The organism is Pseudomonas tensinigenes, assembly GCF_014268445.2.
In the GTDB taxonomy this organism is placed as follows: domain Bacteria; phylum Pseudomonadota; class Gammaproteobacteria; order Pseudomonadales; family Pseudomonadaceae; genus Aquipseudomonas; species Aquipseudomonas tensinigenes.
The window spans coordinates 1,829,327-1,843,638 of the sequence record NZ_CP077089.1 but is presented as its reverse complement, the minus strand read 5'-3'; the positions used below and the strand labels follow the sequence as shown (position 1 = coordinate 1,843,638).

16 protein-coding genes are annotated in these 14,312 nt (G+C 59.7%); 7 read left to right on the top strand and 9 right to left on the bottom strand.

What is annotated here, in order from left to right; all coding sequences use genetic code 11:
* Positions 1-5 precede the first annotated feature (5 nt).
* Complete coding sequence (locus HU718_RS08175) at positions 6-782, bottom strand: class II glutamine amidotransferase (RefSeq protein WP_007911322.1); 777 nt, start codon at positions 780-782, stop codon at positions 6-8.
* Positions 783-797: 15 nt separating this feature from the next.
* Complete coding sequence (locus HU718_RS08170; RefSeq protein WP_186612713.1) at positions 798-1,295, bottom strand: MFS transporter; 498 nt, start codon at positions 1,293-1,295, stop codon at positions 798-800.
* Positions 1,296-1,520: 225 nt separating this feature from the next.
* Between HU718_RS08170 and HU718_RS08165 the strand changes: the two genes are divergently transcribed.
* Positions 1,521-3,575 (top strand): S9 family peptidase, encoded by a 2,055-nt coding sequence (locus HU718_RS08165; protein ID WP_186612711.1) that lies wholly within the window; start codon positions 1,521-1,523, stop codon positions 3,573-3,575.
* Positions 3,576-3,777: 202 nt separating this feature from the next.
* Entirely contained in the window at positions 3,778-4,251 is a 474-nt protein-coding gene (locus HU718_RS08160; RefSeq protein WP_077571551.1) for a cyclic nucleotide-binding domain-containing protein, read from the top strand.
* Here the strand turns inward: HU718_RS08160 and HU718_RS08155 are convergent.
* Positions 4,248-4,532 carry a hypothetical protein gene (locus tag HU718_RS08155; RefSeq protein WP_186612709.1) on the bottom strand — a complete coding sequence of 95 codons (285 nt, stop codon included), beginning with the start codon at positions 4,530-4,532 and terminating at the stop codon, positions 4,248-4,250. The genes HU718_RS08160 and HU718_RS08155 overlap by 4 nt on opposite strands.
* Before the next feature lie 80 nt (positions 4,533-4,612).
* Here HU718_RS08155 and HU718_RS08150 point away from each other — a divergent pair, with 80 nt between their 5' ends.
* The 4 genes from HU718_RS08150 (at position 4,613) to HU718_RS08135 (ending at position 6,841) form a co-directional block, all read left to right on the top strand.
* Positions 4,613-5,299, top strand: a complete 687-nt coding sequence (locus tag HU718_RS08150) for a spermidine synthase (RefSeq protein WP_007911335.1) — start codon at positions 4,613-4,615, stop codon at positions 5,297-5,299.
* Between the two features lie 48 nt (positions 5,300-5,347).
* Positions 5,348-5,719 carry a YajD family HNH nuclease gene (locus HU718_RS08145; protein ID WP_007911336.1) on the top strand — a complete coding sequence of 124 codons (372 nt, stop codon included), beginning with the start codon at positions 5,348-5,350 and terminating at the stop codon, positions 5,717-5,719.
* A gap of 192 nt (positions 5,720-5,911) precedes the next feature.
* Positions 5,912-6,382: an RNA methyltransferase gene (locus HU718_RS08140; protein WP_150730362.1), complete on the top strand. Its 471-nt coding sequence runs from the start codon at positions 5,912-5,914 to the stop codon at positions 6,380-6,382.
* An 81-nt stretch (positions 6,383-6,463) separates the two neighbouring features.
* Positions 6,464-6,841: a YgaP family membrane protein gene (locus tag HU718_RS08135; protein WP_095049253.1), complete on the top strand. Its 378-nt coding sequence runs from the start codon at positions 6,464-6,466 to the stop codon at positions 6,839-6,841.
* 95 nt (positions 6,842-6,936) lie between these two features.
* On the opposite strand, the gene HU718_RS08130 is transcribed toward HU718_RS08135, so the two are convergent.
* The gene (locus tag HU718_RS08130; RefSeq protein WP_186612707.1) at positions 6,937-8,166 is read right to left on the bottom strand and encodes a hypothetical protein; all 1,230 of its coding nucleotides are present in this window, start codon (positions 8,164-8,166) and stop codon (positions 6,937-6,939) included.
* A 35-nt stretch (positions 8,167-8,201) separates the two neighbouring features.
* A complete protein-coding gene (locus HU718_RS08125) occupies positions 8,202-8,651 on the bottom strand; it encodes a YcgN family cysteine cluster protein (protein WP_038358388.1) in 450 nt (149 codons plus the stop codon).
* 279 nt (positions 8,652-8,930) lie between these two features.
* Between HU718_RS08125 and HU718_RS08120 the strand changes: the two genes are divergently transcribed.
* Complete coding sequence (locus tag HU718_RS08120) at positions 8,931-9,524, top strand: nitroreductase family protein (protein WP_186612705.1); 594 nt, start codon at positions 8,931-8,933, stop codon at positions 9,522-9,524.
* Between the two features lie 124 nt (positions 9,525-9,648).
* Here the strand turns inward: HU718_RS08120 and HU718_RS08115 are convergent, their stop codons facing one another.
* From HU718_RS08115 to HU718_RS08100, 4 genes are all read right to left on the bottom strand, one after another.
* Positions 9,649-10,581, bottom strand: a complete 933-nt coding sequence (locus HU718_RS08115; protein WP_110720068.1) for a D-2-hydroxyacid dehydrogenase — start codon at positions 10,579-10,581, stop codon at positions 9,649-9,651.
* Positions 10,582-10,685: 104 nt separating this feature from the next.
* Entirely contained in the window at positions 10,686-10,979 is a 294-nt protein-coding gene (locus HU718_RS08110) for a YcgL domain-containing protein (protein WP_007911350.1), read from the bottom strand.
* Positions 10,976-12,109 (bottom strand): ribonuclease D, encoded by a 1,134-nt coding sequence (gene rnd / locus HU718_RS08105; protein ID WP_186612703.1) that lies wholly within the window; start codon positions 12,107-12,109, stop codon positions 10,976-10,978. Before rnd ends, HU718_RS08110 begins: the two co-directional genes overlap by 4 nt.
* Before the next feature lie 163 nt (positions 12,110-12,272).
* Positions 12,273-13,922 (bottom strand): phosphoethanolamine transferase, encoded by a 1,650-nt coding sequence (locus HU718_RS08100; RefSeq protein WP_186612701.1) that lies wholly within the window; start codon positions 13,920-13,922, stop codon positions 12,273-12,275.
* Positions 13,923-14,312: the final 390 nt, after the last annotated feature.

Genomic DNA, 14,312 nt, shown 5'->3' with positions numbered 1-14,312 from the left:
AATCCTTATTCGGTCTTGCCCTGGCTGACGCATTCGCCGCGTCGCCACAGGCTCCATTGGCCCGGTTCGTAGCGGGTCCAGGTTTCATTTTCGGTCAAAGGTTCGGTGGCGATCACCGTGACCACGTCGTTGGGCGTGGTCTCCGCCTGAAAATCGACGATCACGTCGACATCCTTCAGACGCGCCGGGCCGAACGGTGCGCGGCGGGTGATCTGTGCGAGTTTGGTCGAGCAATAGCAGAACAGCCAGTCACCATCGCTGAGCAGGCAGTTGAACACGCCTTTGCTGCGGTATTCGGCGCAGGCAGCGACCAGATCCGGCAACAGCTCTTCTATATCGACCGGCTCCGGGAATGCTGCACGCACGCGGTTGAGCAAATCGCAGAACGCCGCTTCACTGTCGGTATCGCCGACCGGGCGGTAGAAACTTTTGATCGGAGTGAAATCGGCGAGCTGGCCGTTGTGCGCGAAACACCAGTTACGCCCCCACAGTTCGCGGACGAACGGGTGAGTGTTGGACAGGCAGACCTTGCCGACGTTGGCCTGGCGGATGTGGCCGATGACCACTTCGCTCTTGATCGGATAACGCTGCACCAGATTGGCGACTTCCGACTCGCAACTCGCCGCCGGATCCTGAAACAGCCGTAAGCCACGGCCTTCATAGAAAGCGATGCCCCAGCCGTCACGGTGCGGGCCGGTGCGGCCGCCGCGCTGCATCAGGCCGGTGAAGCTGAACACGATATCGGTCGGCACGTTGGCACTCATGCCCAGTAATTCACACATGTGCGGACTCTCGGGTTACAGGCGCGGCTCGACCCGCATGCGCTGCGGATTGTTCGGTACTGGCGGGCGACCGTAACGGTCATCACCGGCGCCGCCGAACGGTTGATCGTCATCGCGATCATCGGCGCGAGCGGCGGCTTTGGCGGCTTCTGCCTGTTCACGACGCGCACGCGAAGCACGCTCGATCGGGAAGCGGATCGCCACGAAAATCAGGTAAATGCCGAACGCGATCATGCTGTACATGAACAGATCGGAGACTGCACGCCAGGCGTTGTTGCCGACCTTGAAGGCCAAATCCAGCGCGGTGATGGCAATGGACGGCGCAACCTTGGCTTTCACCGGATCAATGATGGTCGGGCTGAACAGCAACACCGCCATCAGCACGCGAAGCGGCTCGCGCAACCAGCGCCACATCCAGGTGGTCAGGCGCATCCATACCAACAGGCAGCCCACAGCGGCAAAGGCGTAGAGGCCCCAGGCGATCAGATAGTCGTTCTCGGTCATGGTGTCCATGGCAAGGCAGGCAAAGAGGCGCTTATAGTAACGACTTTTCGCCCATCCGGCTTGTCCCAATAGACATGCGACCTGTGGGAGCGAGCCTGCTCGCGAATACGGACTGTCAGTTGAAACATTGTTGTCTGACCCACCGCTTTCGCGAGCAGGCTCGCTCCCACAGGGGCCTGCGACGGTTTCAAAAGCTGCGAAAACCCTATTCCGTAATTTGTCCGAGAGCCTTCCATGCCCCAATCCGCCAACGTCATCAGTGCCCCGATTGCCCACAAGGCGCCCGGTGCCGACCCGTATGCCTGGCTGCAGGAGCGCGACACCGACGCGGTGCTCGATTACCTCAAGGCCGAAAACGCTTATCAAGAGGCGCAAACTGCCGATCAGGCCGACCTGCGCGACTCCCTGTTCGAAGAGATCAAGGGCCGGATTCTCGAAACCGACCTGTCCCTGCCATCGCCGTGGGGCCCGTACCTGTATTACACGCGCACCACGGCGGGTGACGAATACGCCCGGCACTACCGTTGCCCGCGACCGGCGGACGACAGCCTGACCCTCGACGAAAGCCGCGAGCAACTGCTGCTGGACCCGAATGTGCTGGCCAACGGCGGGTTCTTCTCGCTGGGCGCGTTCAGCATCAGCCCGGACCATCAACGTCTGGCCTACAGCGTCGACGCCTCGGGCGATGAGATTTACACGCTGTTCGTCAAGGAACTGTCCAACGACAAGGTCAGCGAACTGGAGTTCGAAGACTGCGACGGCAGCATGACCTGGGCCAATGACAGCCTGACCCTGTTTTTTGGCGTGCTCGACGACACCCATCGTCCACACAAGTTGTTCCGCTATCGCCTCGATGGCACTGCTGCCGAAGAAGTTTTCCACGAGGCAGACGGGCGTTTCTTCCTGCATTGCTACCGTTCCAGCTCCGAGCAGCAACTGCTGCTGTCGCTGGGCAGCAAGACCACCAGTGAAGTCTGGGCACTCGACGCCAATCAGCCGCACCTGCCGTTCACCTGCCTGGCGCCACGGGTCGAGGATCATGAATACGATGTCGATCACGGCCTGCTCGATGGCGTGTGGACGTGGTTTATCCGCACCAACCGCGACGGCATCAACTACGCCCTGTATCAGGCCCCGGACAGCGGCACCGCGCCGATCGAGGCCGACTGGCAGAACCTGATCCCCCACAGCGACACAGTGATGCTTGATGGCGTCAGCCTCAACACCGAGGCCATGACCCTGAGTCTGCGCGAGGGTGGCCTGCCGATCATCGAAGTGCACCCACACGGTCTGACGCCTTATCGCGTGCAATTGCCGGACGCGGCCTACAGCCTGTATGTGCAAAACAGCCTGGAATTTGAAAGCGACCGCATTCGTCTGCGCTACGAGGCGTTGAATCGTCCGGCACAGGTTCGCCAACTGATCCTCGCCAGCGGCGAACAAGCGGTGTTGAAAGAAACCCCGGTGCTCGGCCCGTTCGACGCCGACGCATACGTCAGTCAGCGTCTGTGGGCGACGGCACCGGACGGCACGCAAGTACCGATCAGCCTGGTGATGAAGCGCGAAATGGTCGGCCAAGCGGTGCCGCTGTATCTCTATGGCTATGGCGCTTACGGTTCGAGCCTTGATCCGTGGTTCTCCCATGCGCGCCTGAGTCTTCTGGATCGTGGCATGGCCTTCGCCATTGCTCACGTGCGCGGCGGCGGTGAATTGGGCGAAGCCTGGTATCGCGCCGGCAAGCAGGAACACAAGCACAACACCTTCAGCGATTTTATCGCCTGCGCCGAGTTTCTGATCCTCAACGGCATTACCACGGCTGAAAAACTGGCGATCAGCGGTGGCAGCGCCGGTGGTTTGCTGATTGGTGCGGTGCTCAACCAGCGCCCGGATCTGTTCGCCGTGGCGATTGCCGAAGTGCCGTTCGTCGACGTGCTCAACACCATGCTCGACCCGGAGCTGCCGCTGACCGTCACCGAATATGACGAATGGGGCAATCCCGAGGAGCCGGAGGTTTACGAGCGGATCAAGGCTTACGCGCCCTACGAAAACGTCAGCGCGCAGGACTATCCTGCAACGCTGGTAATCGCCGGCTACAACGACAGCCGCGTGCAGTACTGGGAAGCGGCCAAGTGGGTGGCGAAATTGCGCGCGACCAAGACCGACAACAATGTGCTGCTGCTCAAGACAGAACTGGGCGCCGGGCATGGCGGGATGAGCGGGCGTTATCAGGGATTACGTGACGTAGCGCTCGAATACGCATTTGTTTTCAAGGTTTTGGGCCTGGCCTGAGGAACTCCGTCGGTCACTTGGGTCTTAATTCCAGACCCAAGAGGCCGATACCCCCAAGATCCTTTGTGGGAGCGAGCCTGCTCGCGAATGCGACCTGTCATCCACATCGTCGGTGACTGGCACTACGCTTTCGCGAGCAGGCTCGCTCCCACAGGGGCGGTGTACAGCCTTGAAAATGTAAAAACAAAAAGACCGTGACGACATGTCAGAACCGACCTTACTGAACAACGAAATCCGCGACTGGCTGATGGACTGCGGCCTGTTCGATCAATTGCAGCTGGCCGATTTTGCGGCCGCTTCCGGCTACTTCAGCATCAGCACCGTGGCTGAAGGCGAGGCGATTTTCCGTGAGGGCGATGCCGGCAGTTTCATGTGCATCCTCCACACCGGCCAGGTCGCCGTGCAGAAAACCGGGCCCGATGGTCAGGTGATCACCATGGCCACCCTGCGCAGTGGCCGGGCGTTCGGCGAAATGGCCGTGCTCGACGGTGAACGACGCTCGGCCACCTGCGTCGCCGCGACTAACTGCCAGCTATTGAACCTCGGCAAGGATTCGCTGGAAAAAATGCTCAACGACGCGCCGAAGATCGCCGCGAAGATCATCCGCGCCCTCGCCGTCTCCCTGTCGAAACGCCTGCGTATGGCCGACGGTCAACTGGCGGCGCAACAGGTTTAACCGCCGGGGGATTTTGCCTTGGTGCCGCTCGGTTCAATGCCCGGCACCGGCTGATCCTTGCTCGGCGGGCTGGGCATTTCGATCGGCACCAGCGGTGGACTGCCACTGCCGGCGCCAGACTTGGGAATGTTGATCGGCGTGATCTGCGGATACGGCGTCGGTGTCGCTGTTCCGGGCGAGCCGGGTTGCGGCGCCGGGCTGAGCGGAATCGCCTGTTGCGCCTGCACTGCAGTAATCGAGAGCGCGGCCAGGGCAATGACCGTTAGAATGGTGCGCTTCATCAAGGGCTCCGTTTGGCCTCTAGTCTGCGCTCAGGCTACTCCCAACGGGCCTGCTTGCCTTCCCCCTTGTAGAGATTTCCATGAAACGTTTCGTTCTGCTCGACACCACCCCGATCCCTGAAAGCGGCGGTGCCCTGTGCCTGTTCGAATATGGCGAGGATTTTGTCATCAAGATCCAGGGCGGCGACGGCGGACAATTGATGAACACGCGCATGCACGGTTCCGAAGATGCACTGGCCGAGATTCCGTGCCGCAAGGTCGCGGGCCGGCCGGATTCGCGAGTGCTGATCGGCGGTTTGGGCATGGGTTTCACCCTCGCCTCGGCACTCAAGCATCTGGGCAAGACTGCCGAAGTGGTGGTCGCGGAGCTGGTGCCAGGTGTGGTCGAGTGGAACCGTGGCCCGCTCGGCGAAAAGTCCGGCCGACCGCTGCTGGATCCGCGCACGGTGATCCGTCAGGAAGACGTGGCCAAGGTCCTGCAAAGTGAGCCGAACGGTTTCGACGCGATCATGCTCGATGTCGACAACGGCCCCGAAGGCCTGACTCAGAAGGCCAACAGTTGGCTGTACTCGGCCGCCGGTCTGAATGCCTGCGCCAAAGCCCTGCGCCCGAAAGGCGTGCTGGCGGTATGGTCGGCCAGCGCCGACCGGCTGTTTTCCGACAAATTGAAGAAGGCCGGCTTCAAGGCCGAAGAAGTCCAGGTCTTCGCCCACGGCAACAAGGGCACCCGCCACACGATCTGGATTGCCGAGAAGCTCAAGGGCTGAGCTAAACTCTGCGCATAACCGTCATTAGTCTTTTACAAAGGTGAACCCATGAGTTCGTCCACCCCAACCAACACGTCGAAGCTGGATCGCATCCTCGCCGACAACCAGCGCGACAAGGAAATGGGCTACCGCGACAAGGCCCTGAAAATGTACCCGCACGTCTGTGGCCGCTGCACCCGTGAGTTTTCCGGCAAGCGCCTGAGCGAACTGACCGTGCACCACCGCGACCACAACCATGACAACAACCCGCAGGACGGCTCGAACTGGGAATTGTTGTGCCTGTATTGCCACGACAACGAACACTCGCGCTATACCGATCAGCAGTATTTCAGCGAAGGCTCGCTGAGCACGCCGAAGATCGCCAAGGCAACGCATAACCCGTTTGCCGCATTGGCCGGGTTGATGAAGAAAGAAGACTGATGATCTTCAGCGCCTGAACTGGCCCCTTCGCGAGCAGGCTCGCTTCCACATTTGATCGGTGGTGTACACGAAATCAATGTGGGAGCGAGCCTGCTCGCGAAGGCGGCCGGCCAGACACCGCAGACCTCGAATCTGCCCACCCTCCCCCAATCCCCGTATAATCGCGCTCTTTTTCCCGAAGGCACCTCGCTCGTGGCAGACAAACGGTACAGCTGCATTGGTTTGTATAACCCCAAATCACCGGAGAACGTCGGTTCGGTGATGCGCGCCGCAGGCTGCTATGGCGTGGCGTCGGTGTTCTACACCGGCAAGCGTTATGAACGCGCCGCCGACTTCGTCACCGACACCAAACGCGTGCACTACGACATCCCGCTGATCGGCATCGACGATCTGAAAAAGATCCTCCCGCTCAACTGCGTACCGGTCGCCGTGGAACTGGTCGAGGGCGCCCGCCCGCTGCCGGAATACACCCACCCGGATCGCGCCCTGTATATCTTCGGCCCCGAAGACGGTTCGCTGGACAAAGACATCCGCGACTGGTGCGAAGACGTCGTGTACATCCCGACCACCGGCTGCATGAACCTCGCCGCCACGGTCAACGTCGTGCTCTACGACCGCATGGCCAAGGGCTTGAACACCCGCTCCGGGCCGAAATTCCGCTGAAGCGTCGCACATTTGATGGAACGAGCTGACCGCTCTGGCAGTCAGCTTGTTTATCCATTACTTATTGCCTGGAGAAAGATCATGACCGAGCTCAAACGTGTCGAACGTATCGAATCCACCCCGTTCCAGAGCCGTTCCGAGCAGAACGTGGAAGGTTGGGAGCGTATCGGCTCGCTCGCGGGCGGCGTGATCATGGTCGGTAAGGGCCTGCGCCGTGGCGGTGTGTTCGGCTTGATTCAGGTGGCGATTGGCGGCGTGGCCATGGCGCGCGGGATTACCGGGCACAGTTCGGTGAAGAGCCTGTTTGAGAAAAGTCGTCAGGACATGAACAATGTGCGGGCGAAGATCGAGCGGGCCGGGGAAGAGTTGAGCAAGCTCAAAGCCAATGCCGAGGCGGCGACCAGCACCGCCACCGTGACCGGCAATGATTCAGTGAAATCGCCGAAAGCCGGGGTTTGATAGCTTAAAAGCAAAAGATCGCAGCCTGCGGCAGCTCCTACAGGGAAAACGCATTCCACAGGTAGGAGCTGCCGCAGGCTGCGATCTTTTGATCTTTACTGTAGCAACGCGGTATCGAGGACTTTGGAAGACTCGCCGAGCACGCTCTCGGCCAGTTGCACAAACTCCTTGGTACTCACCGCCCCCAGATGCATCGCCCCACGCAAGACATCATCCAGCGAACGCTTGTTGCGCGTTTTCAAACGAATCTCGCCATCCAGTTCCTGCAACAGCACCACCGCTTTCGCCACCTGCGCCGGGCTGATCTGCTCGCCGCGCAAGGTCGTGACTTTCTGGCTGTCCCTGGTCAGTTTCGCCTGCAAACTCTGATAACGCTCATCGCTCATGCCGCCCGCGCGGCGCACCAGTTCAATCGCGTAATACTCGGCAAAGCCTTCGCTGATCCAGTCGCTGCGCTGCTCGTCGTTGATCCGCCCGAACACCTGTGCCAGCTCACGCACCAGCGCACTGCTACCGCTTTCGCTGACCAGCGGCAATCGCGTATTCACGTAGATGGACTCATGCGCACTGAGGCTGCCGCGCCACATCGGGTCGCTGGCACCGACAATCAACAGTTTGGCCGGATGTCGTGGATAAACCGCCTGCACCTGCGGCCAGACGAACGTGAGCAATGTCAGCACGTCCATTCGACGCATGCCCTGCCCTTGCGGCGAGGCCACGGTGACCTCGGTTTCACCCAAGCGAGTGCGGCGGCTGCCGAGGTGGCCGGCGAGCATCCACCCGGTCGGGCGGTCGAACAGGCGCGAAGGATTGTCGATGCGGAACTTGTTTTTGCCGATGCGCGGCCAAGCGGTTTCGATGCTCTTCCAACCGTCGGGCAATTCGAATTGCAGACGCGCGACCAGTTCGGTGCCGTCCTGCTGATCGAGTTTGGCTGGCGGCACCAGTTCATCGCCGCGCATCAACGCCCAGCTTGGGGTCATGCGCGTGTCGAAGCTGCCGTTCTTGCGACCGTGGCTGACGCGTACGCGGTAGGTCAGGCTGGACTTGTCACTGGTCGGGCGCCAGACGCCCCGGGCGTTTTTGCCCGGGGTCAGCAGCCACTGGCCGTCAGCCTTGAAGTCGCTGTAATGGCTGCCGTCGCCAAGATCGAAGTCGAGACTGCGCACCGCCTCGCCTTTGGCCAGGGTCAGGCGTACTTCGGCCTGATCGCTCTGTGGCAACAGGCGCACGTGATAATCCAGATCGACTTTCTTCGCCGCCCATGCCGGCGCGCTCACCGCCAGCAGCGCAATCATCAACGCTCGCGACAATCCGACAGCCATACACACTCCTTGGTAAAGCTTGAATCCGCAGGTGTTCAGCCCGCGCGGAAAATCAGGTGATCTTCCCAGTCATCCTCCGGCACGCTGCCTTCGGCGAGCATGCGCCCGGACTGGGAAATCCGCTCGTGGTGCACCGCGTCGCGATCGCCGCAAACCAGGTGGTGCCACAACGGCAGATCCTTGCCTTCGCTGACCAGTCGATAACCGCAGGTCGGCGGCAGCCATTTGAATTCTTCGGCCTGGCCCGGGGTGAGCTGGATGCAGTCCGGGACAAATTTGATGCGATTCGGGTAATCGCTGCACTGGCAGGTTTTCAGGTCCAGCAGTTTGCAGGCGATGCGCGTGTAGTAAACGCTGTTGTCTTCCTCATCCTCGAGCTTTTGCAGGCAGCACAGACCACAGCCGTCGCACAGCGATTCCCATTCCTGGTGATTCAGCTGATCGAGGGTTTTGCGTTTCCAGAACGGTTCGACTTCGGCGGCCATGGCTCAAGCATCAACATCAGGTGGTGAAAAGGCCGCCAGTCTAGTGCTCAAGGCCTTGCGGGCCAAGCGTTGGCGACTGCCGGTTGTGCGGGACTTGTCAGTTTTTGTGGCGGCGCGTAGCTTTGCCAGTCGCAAGGAGCCTTGCCCGCAAGCCATTAACGCTCGACCGCGTTGCATTGTGGTGAACCCTCAGGCTCGGAAAACCCCATCGTTCAGCGCAACTGATCTCGCCGGGTTTTCATTCAAATCCCTGAATCAACCGTAGCAAGGAATCTCTCCATGAGTGCCAACCCTCGCGTTGCCGATTACGCCATTCACCCGCAATTCACCGAACGCTGGTCGCCGCGCGCCTTCACTGGCGAAGCGATCCCGGAAGAAACCCTGCTGAGCTTCTTCGAAGCCGCGCGCTGGGCGCCTTCGGCGTATAACTCGCAGCCGTGGCGTTTCCTCTATGCGCGTCGCGATACGCCGAACTGGGAGCGTTATCTGGGTCTGCTCAATGAATTCAACCGTAGCTGGGCGCAGCACGCATCGGCGCTGGTGATCGTGATTTCGAAAACCACCTTCACTGCACCAGGCGCGACGGAAGAAACCCCAGCGTTGTGGCACACCTTCGACACCGGTTCAGCGTGGGGCCATCTGGCGCTGCAAGCGAGCCTCAGCGGCTGGCACACCCACGGCATGGCTGGTTTCGATCAGGAGTTGACGCGCAAAGAGCTGAATATTCCTGAAGGTTACGCGCTGCACGCGGCCGTGGCGGTCGGCAAACTCGGTGACAAGGCAACGCTGGCTGAATACCTGCAGGCCCGTGAAGAGCCGAGCCCGCGCCGCCCGCTGGATGAACTGGCGGCGGAAGGCGACTTCAGCCTCTAAGCCAGCACAAAAACAAATGTGGGAGCGAGCCTGCTCGCGAAAGCGCTGTGTCAGACAACGATGATGTTGGCTGACACTCCCCCTTCGCGAGCAGGCTCGCTCCCACATTTTATTCGGCGAACACTCAATATCCGCGGTTGAAATCCACTTCCCCGCGCAACGCCTCACCTGCCTGATACGCCTTCAGGTTCTCGACAAACAACTGCACCATCAGCGCCGGCGACGTCGGTGCCGAGCTGTGCCCGGTCAGCAGCAAACCCCACGCGGTCCAGAACGGATGACGCTGTGGCAGTGGCTCCTGACGGCAAACGTCGATCACCGCCCCCGCCAGATGGCCTTCCTTCAACGCGTCCACCAGATCGGCATCAACCACCGCGACACCCCGTCCGGCGTTGATAAACAACCCGGTCGGTTTGAATTGCTTGAACAGCGCCGCATCGTAGATATCGTGGGTGTGCTCGGTGTTCGGCAACAGATTGACCACGTAATCCACTTCGCCCACCAGCCGTGGCAGATCGGCCATCGAGCCGACCTCGACAAACGGCGCCTGCTCGCGGGCGCTGCTGGCGATGCCGTACAACTCAATGCCAAATGGCAGCAGGAACTGCGCCACGCTCTGGCCAATATCACCGGTGCCAACGATCAACACCTTGCGCCCGGCCAGGCTCTGGCCGCTGCGGTGGTCCCACTTGCGTTCGACCTGGCTGACCAGTCGTGCGAGCACTTCGCGCTCATGGCCGAGGATGTAGGTCAGCACGTATTCAGCCATCACCTGACCGAAAATCCCCACCGCGCGGGTAAGACGGTAGTCACGGCGCAAACCGTCCGCGAGCAACGGCGTGATGCCGGCCCAGGTCGATTGCAGCCATTGTGGCTGGTGGCCCTGGCGCAGCAGGGTCGCAAGCAGGTCCGGCTGGCCCAGCCACACCGGGCAATCGGCGGCCTGACGGGCCAGCTCGGCGGAGTCGCCGCTGGTCAGTACTTCAAGCTCCGGCGCTGCCTGACGCAGCAGCCGGGCGTAAATCGCGTGGTCGTGTTCGGCAATCAGAACGCGCATCTTCAAACCTTTCGCAAACCGTGCAGATGGCCGCCGGATTCGGACGGCCATCGCGGTAAAAACAGTTCCAGGGTAAACCGAGACTCAGAACAGAGCCGCGCAGATCAGACCGGGTCGTTGCGTCGCAGCAACTCTTCGGGCAAGTGCTCGATGTACTCATCCTCGGCTGGCGGCATTTGCAGGTGATAGCCCTGCTTGTCGAGGTTTTCCAGGACCACGACGATGTCCTCGCTGGCCAGTTTGCGCTCGGGCGACAGCACCAGATCGAAGGAATGCTTCGGCTTGCCGAACGCCAGCATCAGCGCTTCCGGCACACGCTCAAGCGCATCACTTTTGAGCACATAAAGGTACATGCCGCTGCGCTTGGAACTTTGGTAGATGGAACAAATACGTTTCAAGGCTGTTCTCCGGCGGTGGCCAGGCTGTCGAGCAGCTTCTGGCCCATGAGTTCGCGGCGCCAGCCACGCAACGACTCAGGCAATTGGTAAGGACCCTCGGGATAACCGCTTTTGACCAGGGCTTCGAGGGTTTTCTTGCGCAGCATCAGTTCCGGGGCAATACCCAGACGCTCGGCCTCAGCCTGACCCAATGCGCGCAGTTGTTTGATCAACGCAGCGGCTTCGATCGGCAATGGCTCCGGCACCGCTGGCGGCCATTGATCAGGCCCCACACTGCCAGAGCGCTTGATCAGATCAAGCAGAAATTGGCCGTCCTGACGCACGGTACGCGGGTGCATGTCTTCGATCTTGCCCAGCGCTGCAAGGTTGTCCGGTTGTGTGCGGGCCAGCGGCCACAGCGAATGCTCACGGACGATGCGGTTGCGCGGCAGATCGCGGGCGCGGGCCTCTGTTTCACGCCAGGCGCACAACTCACGCAGAACGGCCAACTGCGCACGGGACAGTTTCCACGCCAGTTTGGCCTCGCGATAGACCTCGTAAGGATCGGTTTCGCGGCGCAGGTTGGCGACCAGTTCGGCACCGTCCTCCAATACCCAGGCAAATTTGTCGTCAGACAGTTTCGGCCGCAGCTGTACGAAAACCTCGGCCAGATGCACGGCATCTTCGGCGGCGTAGCTGATTTGCGTCTCGGACAACGGGCGCTGCAACCAGTCGGAACGGGTCTCGCCCTTCGGCAGTTCGATGCCAAGCACTTCCTGCACCAGCCGCGAATAGCCCATCGAGAAACCGAGGTTCAAGTAAGCGGCAGCCAGTTGCGTGTCGAACATCGGTGCCGGCAGGCTGCCGGTCAGACGCAACAGCACTTCGAGGTCTTCGCTACAGGCGTGCAGGACTTTGAGCACCGCCGGGTTTTCCAGCAAGGCGGCCAGCGGTTGCCAGGCGTTGATGGTCAACGGGTCGATCAGGTAGGCGCGTTTGCCGTCGCCGACCTGCAACAGGCCGGCAATCGGGTAGAAGGTGTCGACCCGCATGAATTCGGTGTCGAGGGCAACGAACGGCAGCTGCTGCCACTCGGCGCAAAACTGCGCGAGGCTTTCGTTGTCGCGAATCCAGTGAATATCGATGGCCACACGGCTCTCCCTTGAAGAATGGCGCGCAGTATATATCGCCACCGGCGATTTACGCGCCTGTGAAGGGCAAGAGCTGTAACGAAATGTCCTGCCAGAGAGCAAGAATAGTCTGACAAAAGAAGCAGAAAGCCCCGTCGTATCAGAACGACGGAGCCGATTGGACTCAGTCCTTGGCGAGTACGCCGTCGATCACCGCACCACGGCAACCGGCAAACATGTCCAGATCCGGCTGATAGACCTTGCTCTTGACCTCGAGCAGGCCAAGCATCGAGTGGAACAGGTTGTCCTGGCTCAGCGGTTTGTCGCGGCTCATTTGCAGGCAATGGGTATCGACCGAATAGGCCTTTTGATAGCTGTCGCTGAACCACGCCAGCATCGCTACATGCTTTTGTTGCTCTGGCGCCAACATGTAAGGCGTACCGTGCAGGAACAAGTTGTATTCGCCCAGCGACTCGCCGTGGTCCGACAGATACAACATGGCGGTATCGACTTTGTCCTGATTGCTGCGCAATACATCGATCAGGCTCGATAGCACATGGTCGGTGTACACCAGCGTGTTGTCGTAACCGTTGACGATACTTTCACGGCTGCAATTGTTCAGCGCGTTACTTTCACAAACAGGGGTGAAGTGCTCGTATTCCTTCGGATAACGCTTGAAGTATTCCGGGCCATGGCTGCCCATCTGGTGCAAAACCAGCACGGTGTCCTTGTCCAGATGGTCGATAAAACTTTGCAGACCTTGCAGGAGGATTTCATCACGGCACTCACTGTTGGCACACAGTGCCGGATCTTTCAGGTTGCTCACATCTTGCAGAGTGACCCGATCGCAAGTGCCTTTGCAGCCCGACTGATTGTCGCGCCAGATCACATCGATGCCGGCACGCTTGAGCACGTCGAGCAGGCCTTCTTCATTTTTCGCCTTGCTCGCGTCGTAATCCTTGCGGCCCATATTGGAGAACATGCACGGCACCGAAACAGCCGTTTCCGTACCGCAGGAGTGCACATCGGTAAAGGCGATCAACCCGGCTTCCTTGTCCAGTTGCGGGGTGGTGTCCCGGTCATAACCGAGGATGCCGAAGTTCTCCGCTCGGGCGCTTTCGCCCACGACCAGCACGGTCAGGGATCTACGCGGCTGAAGCTGCACTTCGGGATTGCGCCGGGCATCTTCGCCGATCTTGATGAACGGTTGCTGTGCCGAGACCACTTGCTCACGCAGGTAACCGGCCGAAGCGCCGATGTAGTTGCTGGGCACCAGCATCAAACGAATTTCGTGGTGATTGCGAAACAGCGAGGACAGGCCCTGATAGTTGACCAATGCCACCGCGCCAATCACCGCGACCGAAACGACACTGACAATAACTTTGCTGATCAACTCGCGGTGCCAGCGACGATAGTTGACTGGCACTTTCCACAGTAACAAGGACGGTAAAACACCGAGCAACAGAATATAAGCAAACAACTTCCACGAGAGCAGGTCACGCACTTCCGTGGCATTGGTTTCGGCAAAGTTACGAAACATGCCGGCATCGATCATGACGCCATATTGGCTCATGAAATAAGCCACACCGGCGCTGATCAGAAATATCAGCGTCAAGAGCGGTTTGAGCACCGGACGAAAAGCCAGAACCGTCAGCACGATGTTGAACGCGGCGAGGATCATCACCCCGAACGCCAAGCGCATGGCGAGGCCATTGCCATCGGCAGCGGTGATCTCGAACAGGTGCTGCCAGAGCACAACATTGCAGCCCAGTAAAAGAAAGGCACTGGCAATCAACGTCACCCATTCCGGGCGCACGGCTTTTAACTTCAACATAGAAGGGGTCATTCCTGAAAAGACGAGCCTCGGTCAATGATGGAAAATTCAATTGTGAAAATTTCATTAACTAAGGCATGACAAACTTTAAGCAGGCAACCATCAATTTTTTGTGAAAAAGACGCCAATGATTAGTTGGCTTATACCTTTACGCTGAAACTTGTGAAGTATTTGAGAATGGTTCAGGTTTTATTCAGAAAAATAACACTGCTGTCTATTGTGGGAGCGAGCCTGCTCGCGAAAAGGCCGGCACATGCAATATTTCGATGACCGATAAACCGCTTTCGCGAGCAGGCTCGCTCCCACAGGGGTAATGGGGTTATCGAATTTTTAAATACTGCCGTGGATTTTCTGGTTTGCCCGGCACAAGCGGTTCCGCGCCTAATCGTT

Excerpts from the sequence above, each read along its gene's own strand:
- HU718_RS08175 (WP_007911322.1), bottom strand. The coding sequence starts at position 782 with ATGTGTGAATTACTGGGCATGAGTGCCAACGTGCCGACCGATATCGTG.
- HU718_RS08170 (WP_186612713.1), bottom strand. The coding sequence starts at position 1,295 with ATGGACACCATGACCGAGAACGACTATCTGATCGCCTGGGGCCTCTAC.
- HU718_RS08165 (WP_186612711.1), top strand. The coding sequence starts at position 1,521 with ATGCCCCAATCCGCCAACGTCATCAGTGCCCCGATTGCCCACAAGGCG.
- HU718_RS08160 (WP_077571551.1), top strand. The coding sequence starts at position 3,778 with ATGTCAGAACCGACCTTACTGAACAACGAAATCCGCGACTGGCTGATG.
- HU718_RS08155 (WP_186612709.1), bottom strand. The coding sequence starts at position 4,532 with ATGAAGCGCACCATTCTAACGGTCATTGCCCTGGCCGCGCTCTCGATT.
- HU718_RS08150 (WP_007911335.1), top strand. The coding sequence starts at position 4,613 with ATGAAACGTTTCGTTCTGCTCGACACCACCCCGATCCCTGAAAGCGGC.
- HU718_RS08145 (WP_007911336.1), top strand. The coding sequence starts at position 5,348 with ATGAGTTCGTCCACCCCAACCAACACGTCGAAGCTGGATCGCATCCTC.
- HU718_RS08135 (WP_095049253.1), top strand. The coding sequence starts at position 6,464 with ATGACCGAGCTCAAACGTGTCGAACGTATCGAATCCACCCCGTTCCAG.
- HU718_RS08130 (WP_186612707.1), bottom strand. The coding sequence starts at position 8,166 with ATGGCTGTCGGATTGTCGCGAGCGTTGATGATTGCGCTGCTGGCGGTG.
- HU718_RS08125 (WP_038358388.1), bottom strand. The coding sequence starts at position 8,651 with ATGGCCGCCGAAGTCGAACCGTTCTGGAAACGCAAAACCCTCGATCAG.
- HU718_RS08120 (WP_186612705.1), top strand. The coding sequence starts at position 8,931 with ATGAGTGCCAACCCTCGCGTTGCCGATTACGCCATTCACCCGCAATTC.
- HU718_RS08115 (WP_110720068.1), bottom strand. The coding sequence starts at position 10,581 with ATGCGCGTTCTGATTGCCGAACACGACCACGCGATTTACGCCCGGCTG.
- HU718_RS08100 (WP_186612701.1), bottom strand. The coding sequence starts at position 13,922 with ATGTTGAAGTTAAAAGCCGTGCGCCCGGAATGGGTGACGTTGATTGCC.